Below are 15,402 nucleotides of genomic sequence, written 5' to 3' on the forward strand. Positions count from 1 at the left end.
GGAATAGAGTGACAGAACTGGAATACCAAGCCTTAATTTTAAGTTTAAAAGTCGGTGCTTATGCCGTACTTTGGCTTATTCCCTTAGGGATAACTCTTGCTTGGTTACTCTCACGTAAAGCGTTTTTTGGCAAATCGATCCTTGATAGCTTGATACATTTACCACTGGTTTTACCCCCAGTGGTTATTGGTTATCTATTGTTGGTCTCTTTGGGACGCCAAGGCTTTCTTGGCCGATGGCTCTATGAACATTTGGGGTTGGTGTTCAGTTTCAATTGGAAAGGAGCGGTCGTCGCTTGCATTGTGGTTGCTCTGCCTTTGATGGTTCGATCCGTTCGCTTGAGTCTTGATAATGTCGACCCTAAGCTTGAGCATGCGGCGTCGACATTAGGTGCTTCACCATTAAAAGTGTTTTTGACTATTACTTTGCCTCTCACCATTCCGGGTATCATTACAGGCACTATGTTGTCATTTGCGCGTAGCCTTGGTGAGTTTGGCGCGACAATTAGCTTCGTTTCTAACATTCCTGGGGAGACTCAAACAATCCCATTAGCGATGTACAATTTTATCGAGACGCCTGGAGCTGAGATGGAAGCGGCTCGGCTCTGTATCATCTCAATAATCTTAGCATTATCGACACTCATGATATCAGAATGGTTAAACCGTAAAGCTGCGACTCGATTGGGGGCTAAGCGATGACAATTCAAATTCAATTTAAACAATCACTTGGCGAAACCGATTTTGATATCGACTTGGAGTTACCACGTAACGGGATTAGCGCGTTATTTGGCCGTTCTGGCGCGGGTAAGACAACACTTATTAATATCATTAGTGGTTTGGTTATTCCTGAGCAGGGAAGAGTAGCGATTGGCGATCATGTTCTATTTGATAGTGAATTGAATATCAACTTGCCAACGTATAAACGTAAGATCGGTTACGTATTTCAGGACTCACGCTTGTTTCCTCATTACTCAGTACACGGTAATTTATTGTATGGCGCAGAAGATAAGGATGATGCCTATTTTGACGCTGTTACTGAACTTCTTTCTATCAAGCCACTACTAAAGCGTTTCCCAATTTCGCTTTCTGGTGGTGAAAAGCAACGTGTGGCTATTGCGCGAGCTTTGTTATCGAAACCGAACCTACTGTTAATGGATGAACCATTAGCCTCACTTGATATGCCCAGAAAACGAGAAGTGATGCCATTCCTTGAAGAGCTTTCGGATTCAGTGAATATTCCTATTGTCTATGTCACTCATAGTCTGCAGGAGATTTTAAGGCTGGCTCAACACCTTACTATTCTTGATCAAGGTGAAATCATAACCGAAGGTAAGCTAGAAGAAGTCTGGGCCTCTCATGCTATGCGTCCTTGGCAATCGTTCTCTGACCAAAGTAGTTTGTTTGAAGGGAAAATTGCAGCGCATCATGAGCAGTATGCTCTGACTTACGTGAAGCTTGCACCTAATGCGTCTTTATGGGTACAAAAGATTGATGGTGAACCAGACACGCTAATTCGCTTACAAGTGCGTGCAAATGACGTGTCGATTACTTTGGAGAAGCCTAAGGCAACGTCAATTCGGAATATATTACCAGCCGTTGTTGATTCGATAGAAGTATTTAATGCGGCAGATGACAAACAGAGCATCAGTGTTTCATTACAGTTAGACGATGGATGCTATTTATGGGCCACCATCACACCTTGGGCATTGGACGATCTCAATCTAAAAGAGGGGGATCGCGTTTTTGCGCAAATTAAAGGGGTGAGTGTTACTCAAAAAGACGTTGTGTTAGCACCACATTAAACGCTCGATGAAATAGCGATAACGATCACGAGATCAAAAAAGGCCGCAAAAGCGGCCTTAATCTTGTTTTTACAAAAGATTACTTTGCAAATACTTCCTTAAATTCATGTTTTAGAATAGGGTCGCGACGTGCTTTTTTTAGTTGCTTAACCATGTCTTTCACACTGTTGTGAAGAACGCTATCAAGCAATTGAGAACGGTATTCTTCTTTATCTTCATCTGTCATGTCTTCTGGCAGATTAAGAGTCGGGAACTCTTCCATTACGTTAATGCCAGCAAATGCTTGGCTTATCGAGACTAGAGCGTGGAATTGCTCGAAGTTATCTAGGATATTTTGTGCGCTTGCAGGCATGGCGTCCCAAGACGCACGAACAGCTTCTTCTGATACTTCATGGATAGAGGTAACCATTTCGAACATTTGCTCTGGAACTTCTTCAAATTCAATAACTTTACGTAGCTCAGGAGAAATGGTTGTTAGATCTATTTTTTTGCTTTCACTGCTAGTTGCTTCTGACATAGTGTGTCTCTCATTACAAAAGGCGGAAATGTTAATACCAAATACATCAAATAGCTATACCCAAGTGACGATAAGGTGACCATCAGGAACGAGTTTATACGACTCGTCAGGATTGGTCAGGACTTTGGACTCAACAGAGTAAACCGTTCATTCAACATTGAGCTAATACGACTAAAGTTACCAGAGTTCTCGAGTTAGTTATTTGATTTCGAGACAATTAAACAAAAATATAACACTTAATTACAGATGTAATGCAGCAAGGCTGTAACATATGGTATATGTTTAATAAAAACAAATATAAAGGATGGAACGCGCTATGCAAGCAACAGGGACATCAATGCGTATTCTCGTAGCCAAATAAGTTGGCGGTTCAGCTTTAGTGAAGCCTCACGCAATTGCGTCCAGCCTTTTTCGCTTTGTAAAGCGCTTCGTCCGCTAACTTAATCACGTCCTGAGGTGCTTGCCCGTTTCTGCTGTCGGCCGCTCCGAAGCTTGCGGTAACAAAGACCGACTTTCTCCTCGAACTGTCGTTACCACGTTTTTTCTGCCCTTGCTTGTGATCGTCAGGACGAGACTCTTCATCTCGTAAAATCATTTCATAACCAGCGATCGATTTACGTGCTGTCTCCAAATGCTCTTTACACTCGTCGGTATATTTACCTTTAAATACGATAGTAAATTCTTCTCCTCCAAATCGATAAACCTTGGCGCCGCCTGGCGTTTTCATTAGCAGAGAAGCGACCATTTTCAAAACGTCATCCCCCGTATCGTGTCCATAGGTGTCGTTAAACTTTTTAAAGTGATCCACATCAAGCATGGCGATAGTATATTTCCTACCCATATGCTTGAGATCGAGGTCGAGCGCACGTCGGCTTGGAATCAACGTTAAGCTGTCTGTAAATGCCAGTTGGTGGCTTGTTGATGTGGCATAAATAATGATGAGCAGGCCTGTTAATGTAAACATGGTACTAGAGATGTACTGTACATCAAAAAAGATGAAGGTTGCGGAGGCCAGCATCATCGCAGAGTAAGTCATGACATGGATAATCTTGTTTTTCTTTAAAACCAGAATGCCCAAAAAGCATACAATGCCAATGCAGTATAAAACTAAAATAAAAGGGAGTTTAGAAATGCTAGGAACAATGAACAAAATGCCACTTGTCCATTGCTCAAACCCGCCAACAACATAGTACTCTAACGCGATGTAAGCACAGAGCACAAATATTGCTAACATCAAGATGTAAGTCATCATGGCTCTAGAGTCGAGCCCGTCTTTACTGAACAAAAAAACAGCGAGGAAAGAAACTGGGAGTAACGTAGCTAAAATCGTCAGTTCCAGTAGAGCAGTGCCACTGCTTAATGGCACTTGCAACCGATGTTGAATGACAGAATACGCCAATAGCATCGCCAAGCACACCATAGACTCCCGTCCTTGCTTAAATGAATAGCAGAGCAATAGCGCACAGCCCAATAAAATATAAGGTAAGTTGGCGACAATGCCCCAATTTGACTGAGTCATCTGAATGATGTTTTTTATACCCAAACTCACTATGCCCAATAATACTATCGGGAATGTGAATCTAAAGCTTGATGAGGTAATTAACGATGAGAACATCTATTACAAACTGCCTACAAATAGTTGATGATATCTAGTTAGAGCTACATTAAACATTTAACCAATACATTAATTCTATTGTCATTGATTTGCTTGCTGTTGGAACTAGCAAGAATACGACTATTTAGTTATTTTCCCAAGCATTTTGGTGGATATTGCGACAAAAAGAGAGGGTTTGACTAAATTAAGAGCAATCAATGACTTGTTATCAGCATGTCGTTGCTATACTTGCTGTTATAGGATAAAGGAGGTTCGGTAATGCAGATAAGTTCAGACGTACATAATTATATGGAAACCTTAGTTGGCCAAGTACTGAGTTCGCCGCAATTCATCAATCAATTTGATAATGAACAATTGGCCGATATTGCGTGTTTAGCGCTGATTCAGCTGAAGCCCGTTTATATTCGTCATGACATTGATTTTTTATCTTCTCTTCCAGAACGCAAAATAATTCAGTTCAAGCAAAGTGCTGACGTTGCCGTCCATAACGCGGTGGCAATGATTCAGGAAGATAGACGTAAAGATCGTGATGACGATGTACCTGTCATTTTTACGCATACCAGTTATGATGAAGACAAAGAGTTGGATTGGTACGAGAAACCTATTCTCAATATCAAACATTAAGTAATAAAGATCCAAGTCAGTTATTAATCCAAGGAGGAATTGTGGGATTTTTTTCACGTTTATTTGGCGATGGCGAAAAAACGACCGAAGTAAAAACGTTAGAACCAATAGAGTATAAAGGCTTCTTGATTTATCAGGAGAGCCTCTCTGAAGGTGGTCAGTACCGCATTGCAGGTCGCATTGAAAAAAAGTGTGATGGGGAAATCAAAACACACCGTTTCATTCGTTCCGATTTGCTTGGTTCAGAACACGAAGCGAATGAACTCATGTTAAAGAAATCTCAGATGTTCATCGATCAAATGGGTGACAAAATCTTCGATTAACAATTCACCGCAACTTGACTCCAATCATCTTAAAGAGAGCCATTAGTGTATATGCTGATGGCTCTTTCTTTTTTTAGCTTAAATACTTGTTAACTAAGTGGTTAGCAACTGACTGGTAAGACCTTGGTGTAGTCGTAGTGTTAGACGCTGTTATTTATCGTCGTCAGAGATACAATCACTCATTACCTAACGTTATATGTCATGATATTTAGTCTTTTTAATTACAAAACACTTGAAGTCATGACACTCGTTAGATACAAACAGAATCATAGTAGGACTGTTAGTCAAGGTGTTACAGTGCAAATGGGCGCTCTAAACGGCATTACCCGTTTGAAATGATTTTGCGTAATCAACAACAGATTGAAAGAAGAAAAAATTAGAGTAAAGAGCTTCGGCTTAGCTCTTATTTAGAACTAATTTATTGATATGTATACAAGGAGTATGCGTTTTGCAAATCGGTGTACCTAAAGAGATACTCGCGGGCGAATCGCGAGTGGCTGCGTCACCCAAATCGGTTGAGCAGTTAATAAAATTGGGATTCGATGTCGCGATTGAATCTCAAGCAGGGAAGCTAGCGAGTTTCGACGATGCCGCTTATGAAGCCGCTGGGGCGAAAATTGTTTCTAGCGAAGAAGTATGGACATCAGGCCTTATCTTAAAAGTAAATGCCCCAATCGTAGATAAAGAGAAAAATATCGACGAGATCGCATTGCTAAAAGATGGTGCGACGCTGATTAGCTTTATTTGGCCTGCGCAACAAACGGAGTTGATGGCGCAACTTTCAAGCAAGAACATTAACGTTCTCGCGATGGATTGTGTTCCTCGTATCTCTCGTGCACAGGCTTTAGACGCGCTCTCTTCAATGGCAAACATCGCTGGTTATCGCGCCGTCGTTGAAGCAGCCCATGAGTTTGGTCGCTTCTTTACGGGGCAAATAACGGCTGCTGGTAAAGTTCCGCCCGCAAAAGTACTTGTAGCCGGAGCTGGTGTTGCTGGTCTAGCCGCTATCGGTGCAGCTGGCAGTCTTGGCGCGATTGTACGTGCGTTTGACGTTCGTCCAGAAGTAAAAGAACAAGTTGAATCGATGGGTGCTGAGTTCCTAACCGTTGAATTCCAAGAGGAAGCGGGATCGGGAGATGGCTACGCGAAAGAAATGTCAGATGACTTCAATAAAAAAGCAGCCGAGCTTTATGCAGAGCAAGCAAAAGATGTTGATATCATCATTACCACCGCTCTTATCCCAGGCAAACCTGCACCGACGCTGATCACTAAAGAAATGGTTGATAGCATGAAAGCGGGTAGCGTGATTGTGGACTTGGCAGCAGCGAACGGTGGTAACTGCGAGTACACGGTTAAAGACCAAGTCATTACCACAGATAACGGCGTTAAGATTGTCGGTTACACTGACATGGTCGGTCGTTTGCCGACGCAATCATCTCAGCTTTACGCAACTAACCTTGTAAACCTTCTAAAACTGCTTTGTAAAGAAAAAGACGGCAACATCAATATTGACTTTGAAGATGTTGTCATTCGTGGTGTTACCGTTGTTAAAGAAGGCGAAATTACGTGGCCAGCGCCGCCTATTAAGGTTTCAGCGCAGCCGCAAGCCAAACAAGAGCAACCAGTTAAGAAAGAGCCAAAAATTGAACAACCAACGTCACCAACGAAAAAAATTGTTGGGTTAGTAGCGGCGGTTGGTGTTTTTGCTTGGATTGCATCTGTCGCTCCAGCAGCATTCCTTTCGCACTTCACTGTATTTGTCTTAGCTTGTGTGGTCGGTTATTACGTGGTTTGGAACGTAACTCATGCACTGCATACGCCATTAATGTCGGTAACTAATGCTATTTCAGGCATTATCGTTGTTGGTGCATTGCTGCAAATTGGACAAGGTGATGGGGTGGTTTCCTTCCTATCCTTTATCGCTGTGTTGATCGCGAGTATCAACATCTTTGGTGGTTTCACCGTAACCAAGCGTATGCTTGAAATGTTCCGTAAAGATAAATAGGAGTTACAATGTCTGCAGGATTAGTACAGGCAGCTTACATTGTTGCTGCATTATTTTTCATCATGAGTTTAGCGGGACTTTCTAAGCAAGAGTCAGCGCGTAATGGTAATTACTATGGTATCGCTGGTATGACGATCGCGCTAATTGCAACGATCTTCAGTCCAGAAGCTCAAGGGTTTGCTTGGGTTATTATTGCGATGGTGATTGGTGGGGCGATTGGTATTTTCTACGCGAAGAAAGTAGAAATGACAGAAATGCCAGAGCTCGTTGCAATCCTCCACAGTTTCGTTGGTTTGGCAGCGGTCCTTGTTGGTTATAATAGCTACCTAGATGCCCCCGAAGCGGTGACGCATGCTGAACACGTTATTCATCTCGTGGAAGTGTTCCTTGGTGTGTTTATCGGTGCCGTGACCTTTACTGGGTCTATTGTTGCATTTGGTAAGCTACGTGGTGTAATTTCTTCTTCACCGCTTAACCTTTCTCATAAGCACAAAATGAACCTAGCGGCAGTCGTTGTGTCTACGCTTCTTATGATTTACTTCGTAAAAGCCGATGGCAGCATGTTCGCGTTAATAGTGATGACGTTAATTGCGTTTGCATTCGGTTACCATTTGGTGGCATCAATAGGTGGTGCAGATATGCCTGTTGTCGTTTCAATGCTGAACTCATACTCAGGTTGGGCTGCGGCTGCGGCAGGTTTTATGCTTGCAAACGACCTACTGATCGTAACCGGTGCATTAGTTGGCTCTTCTGGTGCGATACTGTCGTATATTATGTGTAAAGCAATGAATCGCTCTTTCATTAGTGTGATAGCGGGTGGTTTTGGCCAAGAGATAGTGATTTCTGGTGACGAAGAGCAGGGCGAACACCGTGAAACCACGGCGGAAGAAGTTGCTGAAATGCTGAAAAACTCCAAATCAGTCATCATTACTCCGGGATATGGAATGGCTGTGGCTCAAGCGCAATATCCAGTACACGAGATCACCGATAAACTTCGCTCACAGGGTATTGATGTGCGATTTGGTATCCATCCAGTCGCAGGCCGTTTGCCTGGTCACATGAACGTGTTGCTTGCAGAAGCAAAAGTCCCATATGATATCGTTCTGGAAATGGATGAAATTAATGACGACTTCCCTGAAACCGATACCGTGCTGGTCATTGGTGCCAACGACACAGTAAACCCTGCTGCACTTGAAGATCCAAACAGCCCAATTGCAGGTATGCCAGTGTTGGAAGTTTGGAACGCGAAAAACGTCGTTGTATTCAAGCGTTCAATGAATACTGGTTATGCAGGCGTTCAGAACCCACTGTTCTTCAAAGAAAATACTTCAATGCTATTTGGCGACGCAAAAGAAAGTATTGAGTCTATTTCTAAAGCATTGTAATCACTATTGATTTAAAACTGTTCAGGGTCAGCAATTGCTGGCCCTTTTTCTTTTCTCTTCAATGTTATAGTAATGCAAATCCTGCCGTCAGCTGATGTCAATTGCATTTAGATTAATGTATAGTTTTGGCTAATGTAACAAGTAACGGTAACAGTTTGATTAAACAGTTTTTGCTCGGTTTTGCAGCTACACTGCCGTTTGTGTCGGCGCCTGCATTTTCCGATTCACTACCAGAACGAATAGATACGTTTACAGAGCTATTTAACTATGAGATGGCTCTTAAGTCTTATGATATTCGTATTTTGCAATCAAATTATCCTACTAAGTTACTTGCGCCAGATTCGCTTCTGCCGCAAACGTCCGATTACCCATTAAAAGATATTCAACAGCTTTATAGTTTGGCAAATACTTGTCGTGGTAAATTGCCGTTAAGCCCTTTGATCACTGAGCCTTTGGTATTTACAAGAGCAATCTGTAAAGGCACACAGCTTACTCCACGTTGGTTTTCACGTAGTGGCCTTATCCATCCTGGCGGTGGGAGTTACGCAGCTCGTTATGTTGATAAGTATCCAGAACTTAGACCCAAGTTAGCCCAATACATGCACATTAAAGAGCGTGACAATGAAGAGGGCGATGAACTATTAGAAAGCTTGAAAAACATGGACGATGATGCCATTAATGCCTTGATTGCTGGCGCAAGTATGTTTATTGAAGATAACGAATTTTGGCTACGTCGTGGGGATCGTTACTTTGTTTTTGACAAAGATATCTGGCAAGAAAATGTCGCGAATGCTGGCCTTTCTTACGCTTTGGCATCACAGAATAAAAGCTGTTTCGTAAAACGAGGCAACATTTGCTGGGATGTAGAAGATCACTCACAAGTTTTGCGGATCAGCATGATCATATTGGTTATCGCGAATATCCTGCTTGTGATTGGTTGGGCTGTTTATCGTTGGAATAGTAAGCGTGAAGAACTTCGTAGTCGAATGCTTGTGTTACAAATTTTGACACACGAGTTAAGAACGCCTATCGCATCACTCTCTATGACTGTAGAAGGCTTCCGTCGAGAGTTTGAGCATCTACCTGAAAGTGTATATGACGAATTCCGAAGATTGTGTGAAGATACGCGTCGTTTACGTCAATTGGCAGAGGCGAGTAAAGATTATTTACAATCAGATAACCAAATGCTTGCAACAGACTGGGTTCCATCCGTTGCAGAATGGTTAGAATTTAAGATTGAAGAAGAATTTGATAATGCCGTGCTTTTAAACATCAACGCAGATGCGGCTGCTAAAGTTAATGTGTACTGGTTAGGTACCTGTATCGATAACTTGCTTCGTAATGCACTTAAGTATGGCGTTCCACCGGTTGAATTAAACGTTTCAACCAGTAAAGAAAAACTAGAGTTCCAAGTCCGTGACGCTGGTGGCCTAACTGCTAAAGATTGGGCTAATTTGAAAAAGCCGTTCGTAAGTAAAAGCGGATTAGGACTTGGATTAACAATCGTTGAATCTATGGTAGGCCGCATGGGCGGAAAAATGTCCCTAATGGGACCACCTACAACTTTTATATTGGAGATACCTTGTGAAACAGACACTGCTTCTCGTTGAGGACGATAAAAACTTGGCTGATGGCCTGTTAGTAAGCCTGGAACAAGCAGGATATGAGTGTTTACATGTGGAACGTATTGCTGACGTTGAACCACAATGGAAAAAAGCTGACTTGGTTATTCTCGATCGCCAACTCCCAGATGGGGACTCGGTACAATGTCTCTCTGGATGGAAACAGATTAAAGATGTACCAGTTATCTTGTTAACGGCACTCGTTACTGTAAAAGATAAAGTTGCTGGCCTTGATTCCGGCGCGAACGATTACTTGACTAAGCCTTTTGCTGAAGCAGAACTTTTTGCGAGAATTCGTGCTCAGCTACGAGCTCCGGATGCAGATGAGCAAAGCAGCGCTGACAAAGTGATGACTAAAGATTTAAAGATTGACCGTGCAACCCGTGAAGTGACATACAAAGATGAGCTTATCACCCTAACTCGTACTGAGTTTGATCTGCTACTGTTTTTAGCATCTAATTTAGGACGCGTGTTTACTCGAGATGAGTTGCTTGACCATGTATGGGGTTACAATCACTTTCCTACAACACGTACCGTTGACACTCACGTACTCCAGCTACGTCAAAAATTGCCAGGGCTAGAAATCGAAACACTTCGTGGTGTTGGCTACAAAATGAAAGCATAAACAATAATGAAAACACTACTCCCTGTAGTTCTCTCATTAATGTTGGTAAAACCAGTCCATGCGATGGACTGGTTTCAAACCAACACACCGTTAATACAGGCACATCAACACTTACTCGAAGATGATCTTGCTGGGATGTTTAACTCCCTCGTTGAACTTTGGCAAACCGAATCAAGTAGAGACTTGACGCCTCACCTCAATGAACTTCTTGCTCAATCACTATCCAAAAACTGCGGAAAATCGCTAACAGATGTAACGCTGCCTGAATGGATAAGTGGTGTGAACGTTATTCGTCAAACAATACAAAGCCCGGGTCGTGATACATTTCGACTCGTGGTTAAATTAAGAGCAACGACCGATATTGAAGATATTTCATTCCACCGTTGGGTAGATGATTCAATATCAGCAGATAGCTCTTTCAGTAAAGAAGAACCGGCTAACGAGACAGAGCTTGCTAATGAGCGTAGCTTTTTAAAACGCTATAACCTGACAGGTAAACTCGAAGCGGGTTTATATCACCTATCTATTGTTGCAAAAGACAAACGAAAGTACCGAACGTGGGTGATTTTAGGAGACTCCAACTCTTCACAGTATGTTCGCTGGATGTCAAAAGAGAACTGGAAGGTAGAAAAAAGTGCTCTGCGCAACCCGCACTGCCCATTACCACAACTTGAAGTCGGTCTCTATGACTATATTGATGGCCAGTATGAACAAATATGGAAGAAGACCTACGAATCTAACTATCCAAACTCGTTAGAGCTTGCTGGTGTACCTAATGATCGATATGTGCTTGCTGTCAGCATTAACAGCCGCCGTTGGCAGGGTGATATAATTGTTGAACAAGCTCAAACTATCAGCCGTACTTATGATCTTTCTCAAGAAGAATAGTTAAAGAAATTACACTTGTGCCGATATATGTTCAGGAAGAATAAATCGTAAGTGTAATATGAAAATCCAACTCAAAGTTTTAGCCACCGCCATCACTGCAACCATTTTCGTTAATGTTGCGTCTGCCGCCACTTATGCTATCGAAGCACGCAGCGATGCGATGGGTGGTGTTGGCACGGTATCAGCAACTTATCTTACCGCTCCATTTTTCAACCCAGCACTTACCGCAATCTATCGCCGCAACGATGACGCAGGTATGATCGTACCAAGTTTCGGCGGAAACTATAATGATCAATATGATCTTATTGATGAAATGGAACGCATTAGCAAACTCAATGATGTCAATGAAATCAAAACGTCGATGAACGCTATCAACGGCAAGAGAATGGACTTTGATCTTGGAGGCGTCGTCGCTATAGGCATTCCGAATCAGTTTTTATCTGCCACTGCATACGGGAAGTTGTATACCGAGTCATTTGTCCAACCAAATATAGACACTTCGGGCAACGATCCTCTGAACGATAGCTACGTTCAAGGAGTATCAATTGGTGTCGCTGAAGCAGGAGTCTCGCTCGCCAAATACACCAATTTTATGAATCAACACCTTTCACTAGGTATTACGCCTAAACTTCAGCGTATTTACACATACTCTTACGCCACAAGCTTTCAACACTTTGACACCAAAGACTTACGAGAAAATGAAACAGCTGAAACGATATTTAACTTAGATGCAGGTGCATTATGGTTCTTTGGCCCTTATCGTTTAGGTCTTTCTGCAAAGAACTTAATAGGAAGAGATGTGAAAACCAAATCCTTTCAATATGGTGCCGATACGATTAAATCCTATGAGTACAGCATGCGTCCTATTTATACCGTAGGGGCGGGGATTGTCGCTGACTACTTCACCATGAGTGTTGACTACGACTTGAATGAAGAAAAACGATTTTCTTCTTTCGACGATAATACACAGATGATCCGTGCTGGAATTGAGTTTGATATTTTACGTCAAATGGCGTTACGTGCAGGATACATGAAGAACTTAGCTCAAAGTAATAGTGAGGACACTATCACTGCAGGGATTGGTTTATCACCTCTGAATCTCATCGAGCTGGATATTGCGGCACAGTATACGAACGAAAATGCAATGGGCGCTTCAATTAATTTCCTTGCGACCTATTGAGCTAATCGTTATAGTCAGCTCCACAAAAATGAGGAGCTTTTTATGTTTGACGATTTACCTCCGCTGTCTCACCAAGAGCAGCAACAAGCTGTAGAGCGAATTCAAGAATTGATGGCGAAGGGGACAAGTACCGCTGAGGCCATAAAAATTGTTGCTCAGAAGATTCGAGCTGATTACGCCAATAAACAGCAGCAAGATTAAACCATAAACTCAAAAAACAGGGCTCAGACCCTGTTTTTTATATTAAAACCTTCCCCCTCATCATTCCATCGCCTCACTTAGTTACGACGTAACACTATATGTAGATTAGTCATCGCATAAATACCCCAAACTAAAAAGGTAAAATTTTACCTTTTTGAATTTAACAGACTACGCTTTCAACATCAGGTTAAGCCCATCTAGGGATTTTAAGATTAAATTCCTTTATTTACATTACCTTATAAAAGATGATTGCGCTAACAATAAAGCAAAAAAAGAATGTCTCTGTAATTTTATTACATCCTGAATAGCGTGTGTTTTATGGATAGTGAAATATGCTAGAAAAATATAAAAGAGACGCGGTAACATATGATCTGAGAGTCATAATGCCGACATAGTTAAGGTTTAAGGTACAGTAAGCACTTGCAGACATTTCAGCTGCATTGCAACTCACCGAGAAGAGGTTCAGGCTAATTGCCATGATCATCTAACCCGGTTTGGGTATAGTAAATCGAATAGCTCGTTAACAATGCTCTATGAGTACCTCACCATAACCTTGTAAGCGTTAACTTACATGTCACAGTGTCACTTAATGAAAGGTAAAACTAAAGACAGGCATTAACCATTTTGTGACAACGTAATCACTAAGTGTTTTTGATGCTTTATGAGCAGTCGTTAAGGATAAAATAATGAAAGTATCCCTGTCTCATACCAATGTACTTCTTCATTCGGCCTACTTTCTCACGGCTGAAAAATTGAACTCGAATATTTCGAAGAAATCTCTTTTCTCACATAACAATCGTTTTTAGTGGGCTAGACTTAGGGTAAGCACATGAAAACTAACAGGGAGAGAAGGAATGGATTACAAGCACATATTAGTCGCTGTTGATTTATCTCAATCTAGCCAAGTCGTTATCGAAAAAGCAATTAACCAAGCAAAGAGCGCAAACAGTAAACTTTCGTTGGTATACGTTGATGTTGATCGAGTAGTAATGGAAGCAAAAGAAGAACAAAAGCTTCAACGTGAGTTAAAAGAACTTGCGGATAAATACGATTATCCTATTAGCGATAACATGGCAGTAATTGGCGATCTGCACATTAAGCTATCAGGAATAGTGAAGAGAGAGGGGATTGATTTAGTTGTGTGTGGTCATCATCATAATTTATTGAGCCGTTTTTTCTCATCTGTACCAAAGGTTGCAAATGAAGTAGAAGCAGATCTACTGATCGTGTATCTAGACGAGTAACCAGAGGCGTTGAGAATAAGTTTTGTCCAGCTTGCGCTTTGCTTCTAACCGCCAGGCGCAACAACGAACGCAAACTTAAACCGTGTGAACTGCACCGAAATGTCATAAATGATAATCTACATAGTAATAAGGAAGCCGATACTTTTGTTTAGTTGATTGATCTCGACAGGCTGAAATCTGTGTTAATACGATGCCAAACAAAAAAGCCGAACCTTAGCGATGGGGTTCGGCTTTTTTGATCGTGTTCATTGATAGAATCCCAGCGCACTCAAATCAAGAATGTCTGCCGCATCGACTCGGCGGATCCAACGGTCACAAACATCTTGGATTACTTTAAAACGATTGATATCAGAGTCATTCATAGTCACTAGCATCTCAAATGTATCCTTATAGAGCTTAGTAACTGCAAGCTAAGGAGACATTTTAACTTTGGTAAATAGTGACATTACAAATTTGCTCCCACAACTTAAGTGCGCATTATATGTGTTATGTTAAATCAATCCGGAATGAGTGATTGGTATACGTTCTTTCTTTGCTACCCTAGTTTCAATAAATTAAAAATATGCTGGTGCAGACTCCCGCTATGTCAGGTACTTATTTTTTAGTTCATATTGAACATAAGCTATTTACCATAAACTAGATAATATTCCTATTTATTGAGACATTACATGCCTCAATAAATGAAAGATTATCAATAACCTGAGAAATATTTCACGATAAAGCTAGAAAAAGTCAATAGAGTTACGTCCGCTCTTCGGATCACGAGTCGCTTGCGGCTTTTCAGCTTTCTTACCTTTCTTCGCCGATTGCGACAGCGCGTTTTGTTGCGCTTTACGCTCTTTATGCGCTGCTTTACGACCCGTTGATTTAGGGCCAGAAGGTTTCGGTTTAGATGATTTACTTTGTCGAGATGAGCTTGCTTCTTTCTTTGCTTTCTTCTCCGCTTTTTCTTCTGCGGTTTCGGGCTCAGTCGCTGGCGCATCACAAACAACTACGTAGTATTCTTGGTTGAATTCAAAGAAGTCACCATCGTACATTTTACGGCGTTTACGCGTTTCCAGCTCGCCATTAACCGCCACATAACCTTCATCTATGATGTGTTTCGCTTCACCACCACCACTGACCAAGTTTGCGATTTTAAAAAGCTTGTACAGTTCGATCGGATGCGCATCAACGTCGATACCAATCGCTTCGATCTCAATCTCTTCGCCTTCTAAATACTCTTCGTGGTCGTAATCTTGGGTCATGTCATTTACTCATCTGATTTTCTGTTCGGGAGTTTAAACGGAATATGTAAAAATAGAAACCATAGACTGCTATTAGAACCAGCTGGGTATATACTCTCGAAACTATTGTGAAAGGAGTGATTGCT

The 15,402-nt window shown here is 41.8% G+C and carries 16 protein-coding genes; 12 read left to right on the forward strand and 4 right to left on the reverse strand.

Annotated features, from left to right (window positions below; all coding sequences use genetic code 11):
- Positions 1–8 precede the first annotated feature (8 nt).
- Positions 9–698 carry a molybdate ABC transporter permease subunit gene (modB, locus tag ATG66_RS03440; protein WP_098413971.1) on the forward strand — a complete coding sequence of 230 codons (690 nt, stop codon included), beginning with the start codon at positions 9–11 and terminating at the stop codon, positions 696–698.
- Positions 695–1,801, forward strand: a complete 1,107-nt coding sequence (modC, locus tag ATG66_RS03445; RefSeq protein ID WP_098413972.1) for a molybdenum ABC transporter ATP-binding protein ModC — start codon at positions 695–697, stop codon at positions 1,799–1,801. Before modB ends, modC begins: the two co-directional genes overlap by 4 nt.
- 79 nt (positions 1,802–1,880) lie before the next feature.
- On the opposite strand, the gene ATG66_RS03450 is transcribed toward modC, so the two are convergent.
- Complete coding sequence (locus ATG66_RS03450) at positions 1,881–2,318, reverse strand: DUF3069 domain-containing protein (protein ID WP_098413973.1); 438 nt, start codon at positions 2,316–2,318, stop codon at positions 1,881–1,883.
- A 376-nt stretch (positions 2,319–2,694) separates the two neighbouring features.
- Positions 2,695–3,933 (reverse strand): GGDEF domain-containing protein, encoded by a 1,239-nt coding sequence (locus ATG66_RS03455; RefSeq protein ID WP_098413974.1) that lies wholly within the window; start codon positions 3,931–3,933, stop codon positions 2,695–2,697.
- 258 nt (positions 3,934–4,191) lie between these two features.
- Here ATG66_RS03455 and ATG66_RS03460 point away from each other — a divergent pair, with 258 nt between their 5' ends.
- From ATG66_RS03460 to ATG66_RS03505, 10 genes are all read left to right on the forward strand, one after another.
- A complete protein-coding gene (locus ATG66_RS03460; protein ID WP_098413975.1) occupies positions 4,192–4,557 on the forward strand; it encodes a late competence development ComFB family protein in 366 nt (121 codons plus the stop codon).
- 41 nt (positions 4,558–4,598) lie between these two features.
- Positions 4,599–4,880 (forward strand): HlyU family transcriptional regulator, encoded by a 282-nt coding sequence (locus ATG66_RS03465; protein WP_098413976.1) that lies wholly within the window; start codon positions 4,599–4,601, stop codon positions 4,878–4,880.
- A 448-nt stretch (positions 4,881–5,328) separates the two neighbouring features.
- Positions 5,329–6,885, forward strand: coding sequence for a Re/Si-specific NAD(P)(+) transhydrogenase subunit alpha (locus ATG66_RS03470; protein WP_098413977.1), 1,557 nt, complete (start codon positions 5,329–5,331; stop codon positions 6,883–6,885).
- 8 nt (positions 6,886–6,893) lie between these two features.
- Complete coding sequence (pntB, locus tag ATG66_RS03475) at positions 6,894–8,270, forward strand: Re/Si-specific NAD(P)(+) transhydrogenase subunit beta (protein ID WP_098413978.1); 1,377 nt, start codon at positions 6,894–6,896, stop codon at positions 8,268–8,270.
- A gap of 155 nt (positions 8,271–8,425) precedes the next feature.
- On the forward strand, positions 8,426–9,880 hold the full coding sequence (gene vxrA, locus ATG66_RS03480) for a sensor histidine kinase VxrA (protein ID WP_098414509.1): 1,455 nt from the start codon (positions 8,426–8,428) through the stop codon (positions 9,878–9,880).
- Complete coding sequence (gene vxrB, locus ATG66_RS03485; protein ID WP_098413979.1) at positions 9,855–10,517, forward strand: response regulator transcription factor VxrB; 663 nt, start codon at positions 9,855–9,857, stop codon at positions 10,515–10,517. Before vxrA ends, vxrB begins: the two co-directional genes overlap by 26 nt.
- Positions 10,518–10,523: 6 nt before the next feature.
- Positions 10,524–11,405, forward strand: a complete 882-nt coding sequence (locus ATG66_RS03490; protein WP_098413980.1) for a DUF2861 family protein — start codon at positions 10,524–10,526, stop codon at positions 11,403–11,405.
- A gap of 58 nt (positions 11,406–11,463) precedes the next feature.
- The gene (locus ATG66_RS03495) at positions 11,464–12,585 is read left to right on the forward strand and encodes a conjugal transfer protein TraF (protein ID WP_098413981.1); all 1,122 of its coding nucleotides are present in this window, start codon (positions 11,464–11,466) and stop codon (positions 12,583–12,585) included.
- Between the two features lie 42 nt (positions 12,586–12,627).
- A complete protein-coding gene (locus ATG66_RS03500; RefSeq protein ID WP_098413982.1) occupies positions 12,628–12,786 on the forward strand; it encodes a YoaH family protein in 159 nt (52 codons plus the stop codon).
- A gap of 854 nt (positions 12,787–13,640) precedes the next feature.
- Positions 13,641–14,030: a universal stress protein gene (locus tag ATG66_RS03505; protein WP_098413983.1), complete on the forward strand. Its 390-nt coding sequence runs from the start codon at positions 13,641–13,643 to the stop codon at positions 14,028–14,030.
- Between the two features lie 245 nt (positions 14,031–14,275).
- Here ATG66_RS03505 and ATG66_RS20995 read toward each other — a convergent pair whose 3' ends face one another.
- Positions 14,276–14,404 carry a hypothetical protein gene (locus ATG66_RS20995; RefSeq protein WP_257145710.1) on the reverse strand — a complete coding sequence of 43 codons (129 nt, stop codon included), beginning with the start codon at positions 14,402–14,404 and terminating at the stop codon, positions 14,276–14,278.
- Positions 14,405–14,752: 348 nt separating this feature from the next.
- The gene (locus ATG66_RS03510) at positions 14,753–15,277 is read right to left on the reverse strand and encodes an RNA-binding S4 domain-containing protein (RefSeq protein ID WP_098413984.1); all 525 of its coding nucleotides are present in this window, start codon (positions 15,275–15,277) and stop codon (positions 14,753–14,755) included.
- Positions 15,278–15,402 lie beyond the last annotated feature (125 nt).

It is taken from the genome of Vibrio sp. ES.051 (genome assembly GCF_002563795.1).
In the GTDB taxonomy this organism is placed as follows: domain Bacteria; phylum Pseudomonadota; class Gammaproteobacteria; order Enterobacterales; family Vibrionaceae; genus Vibrio.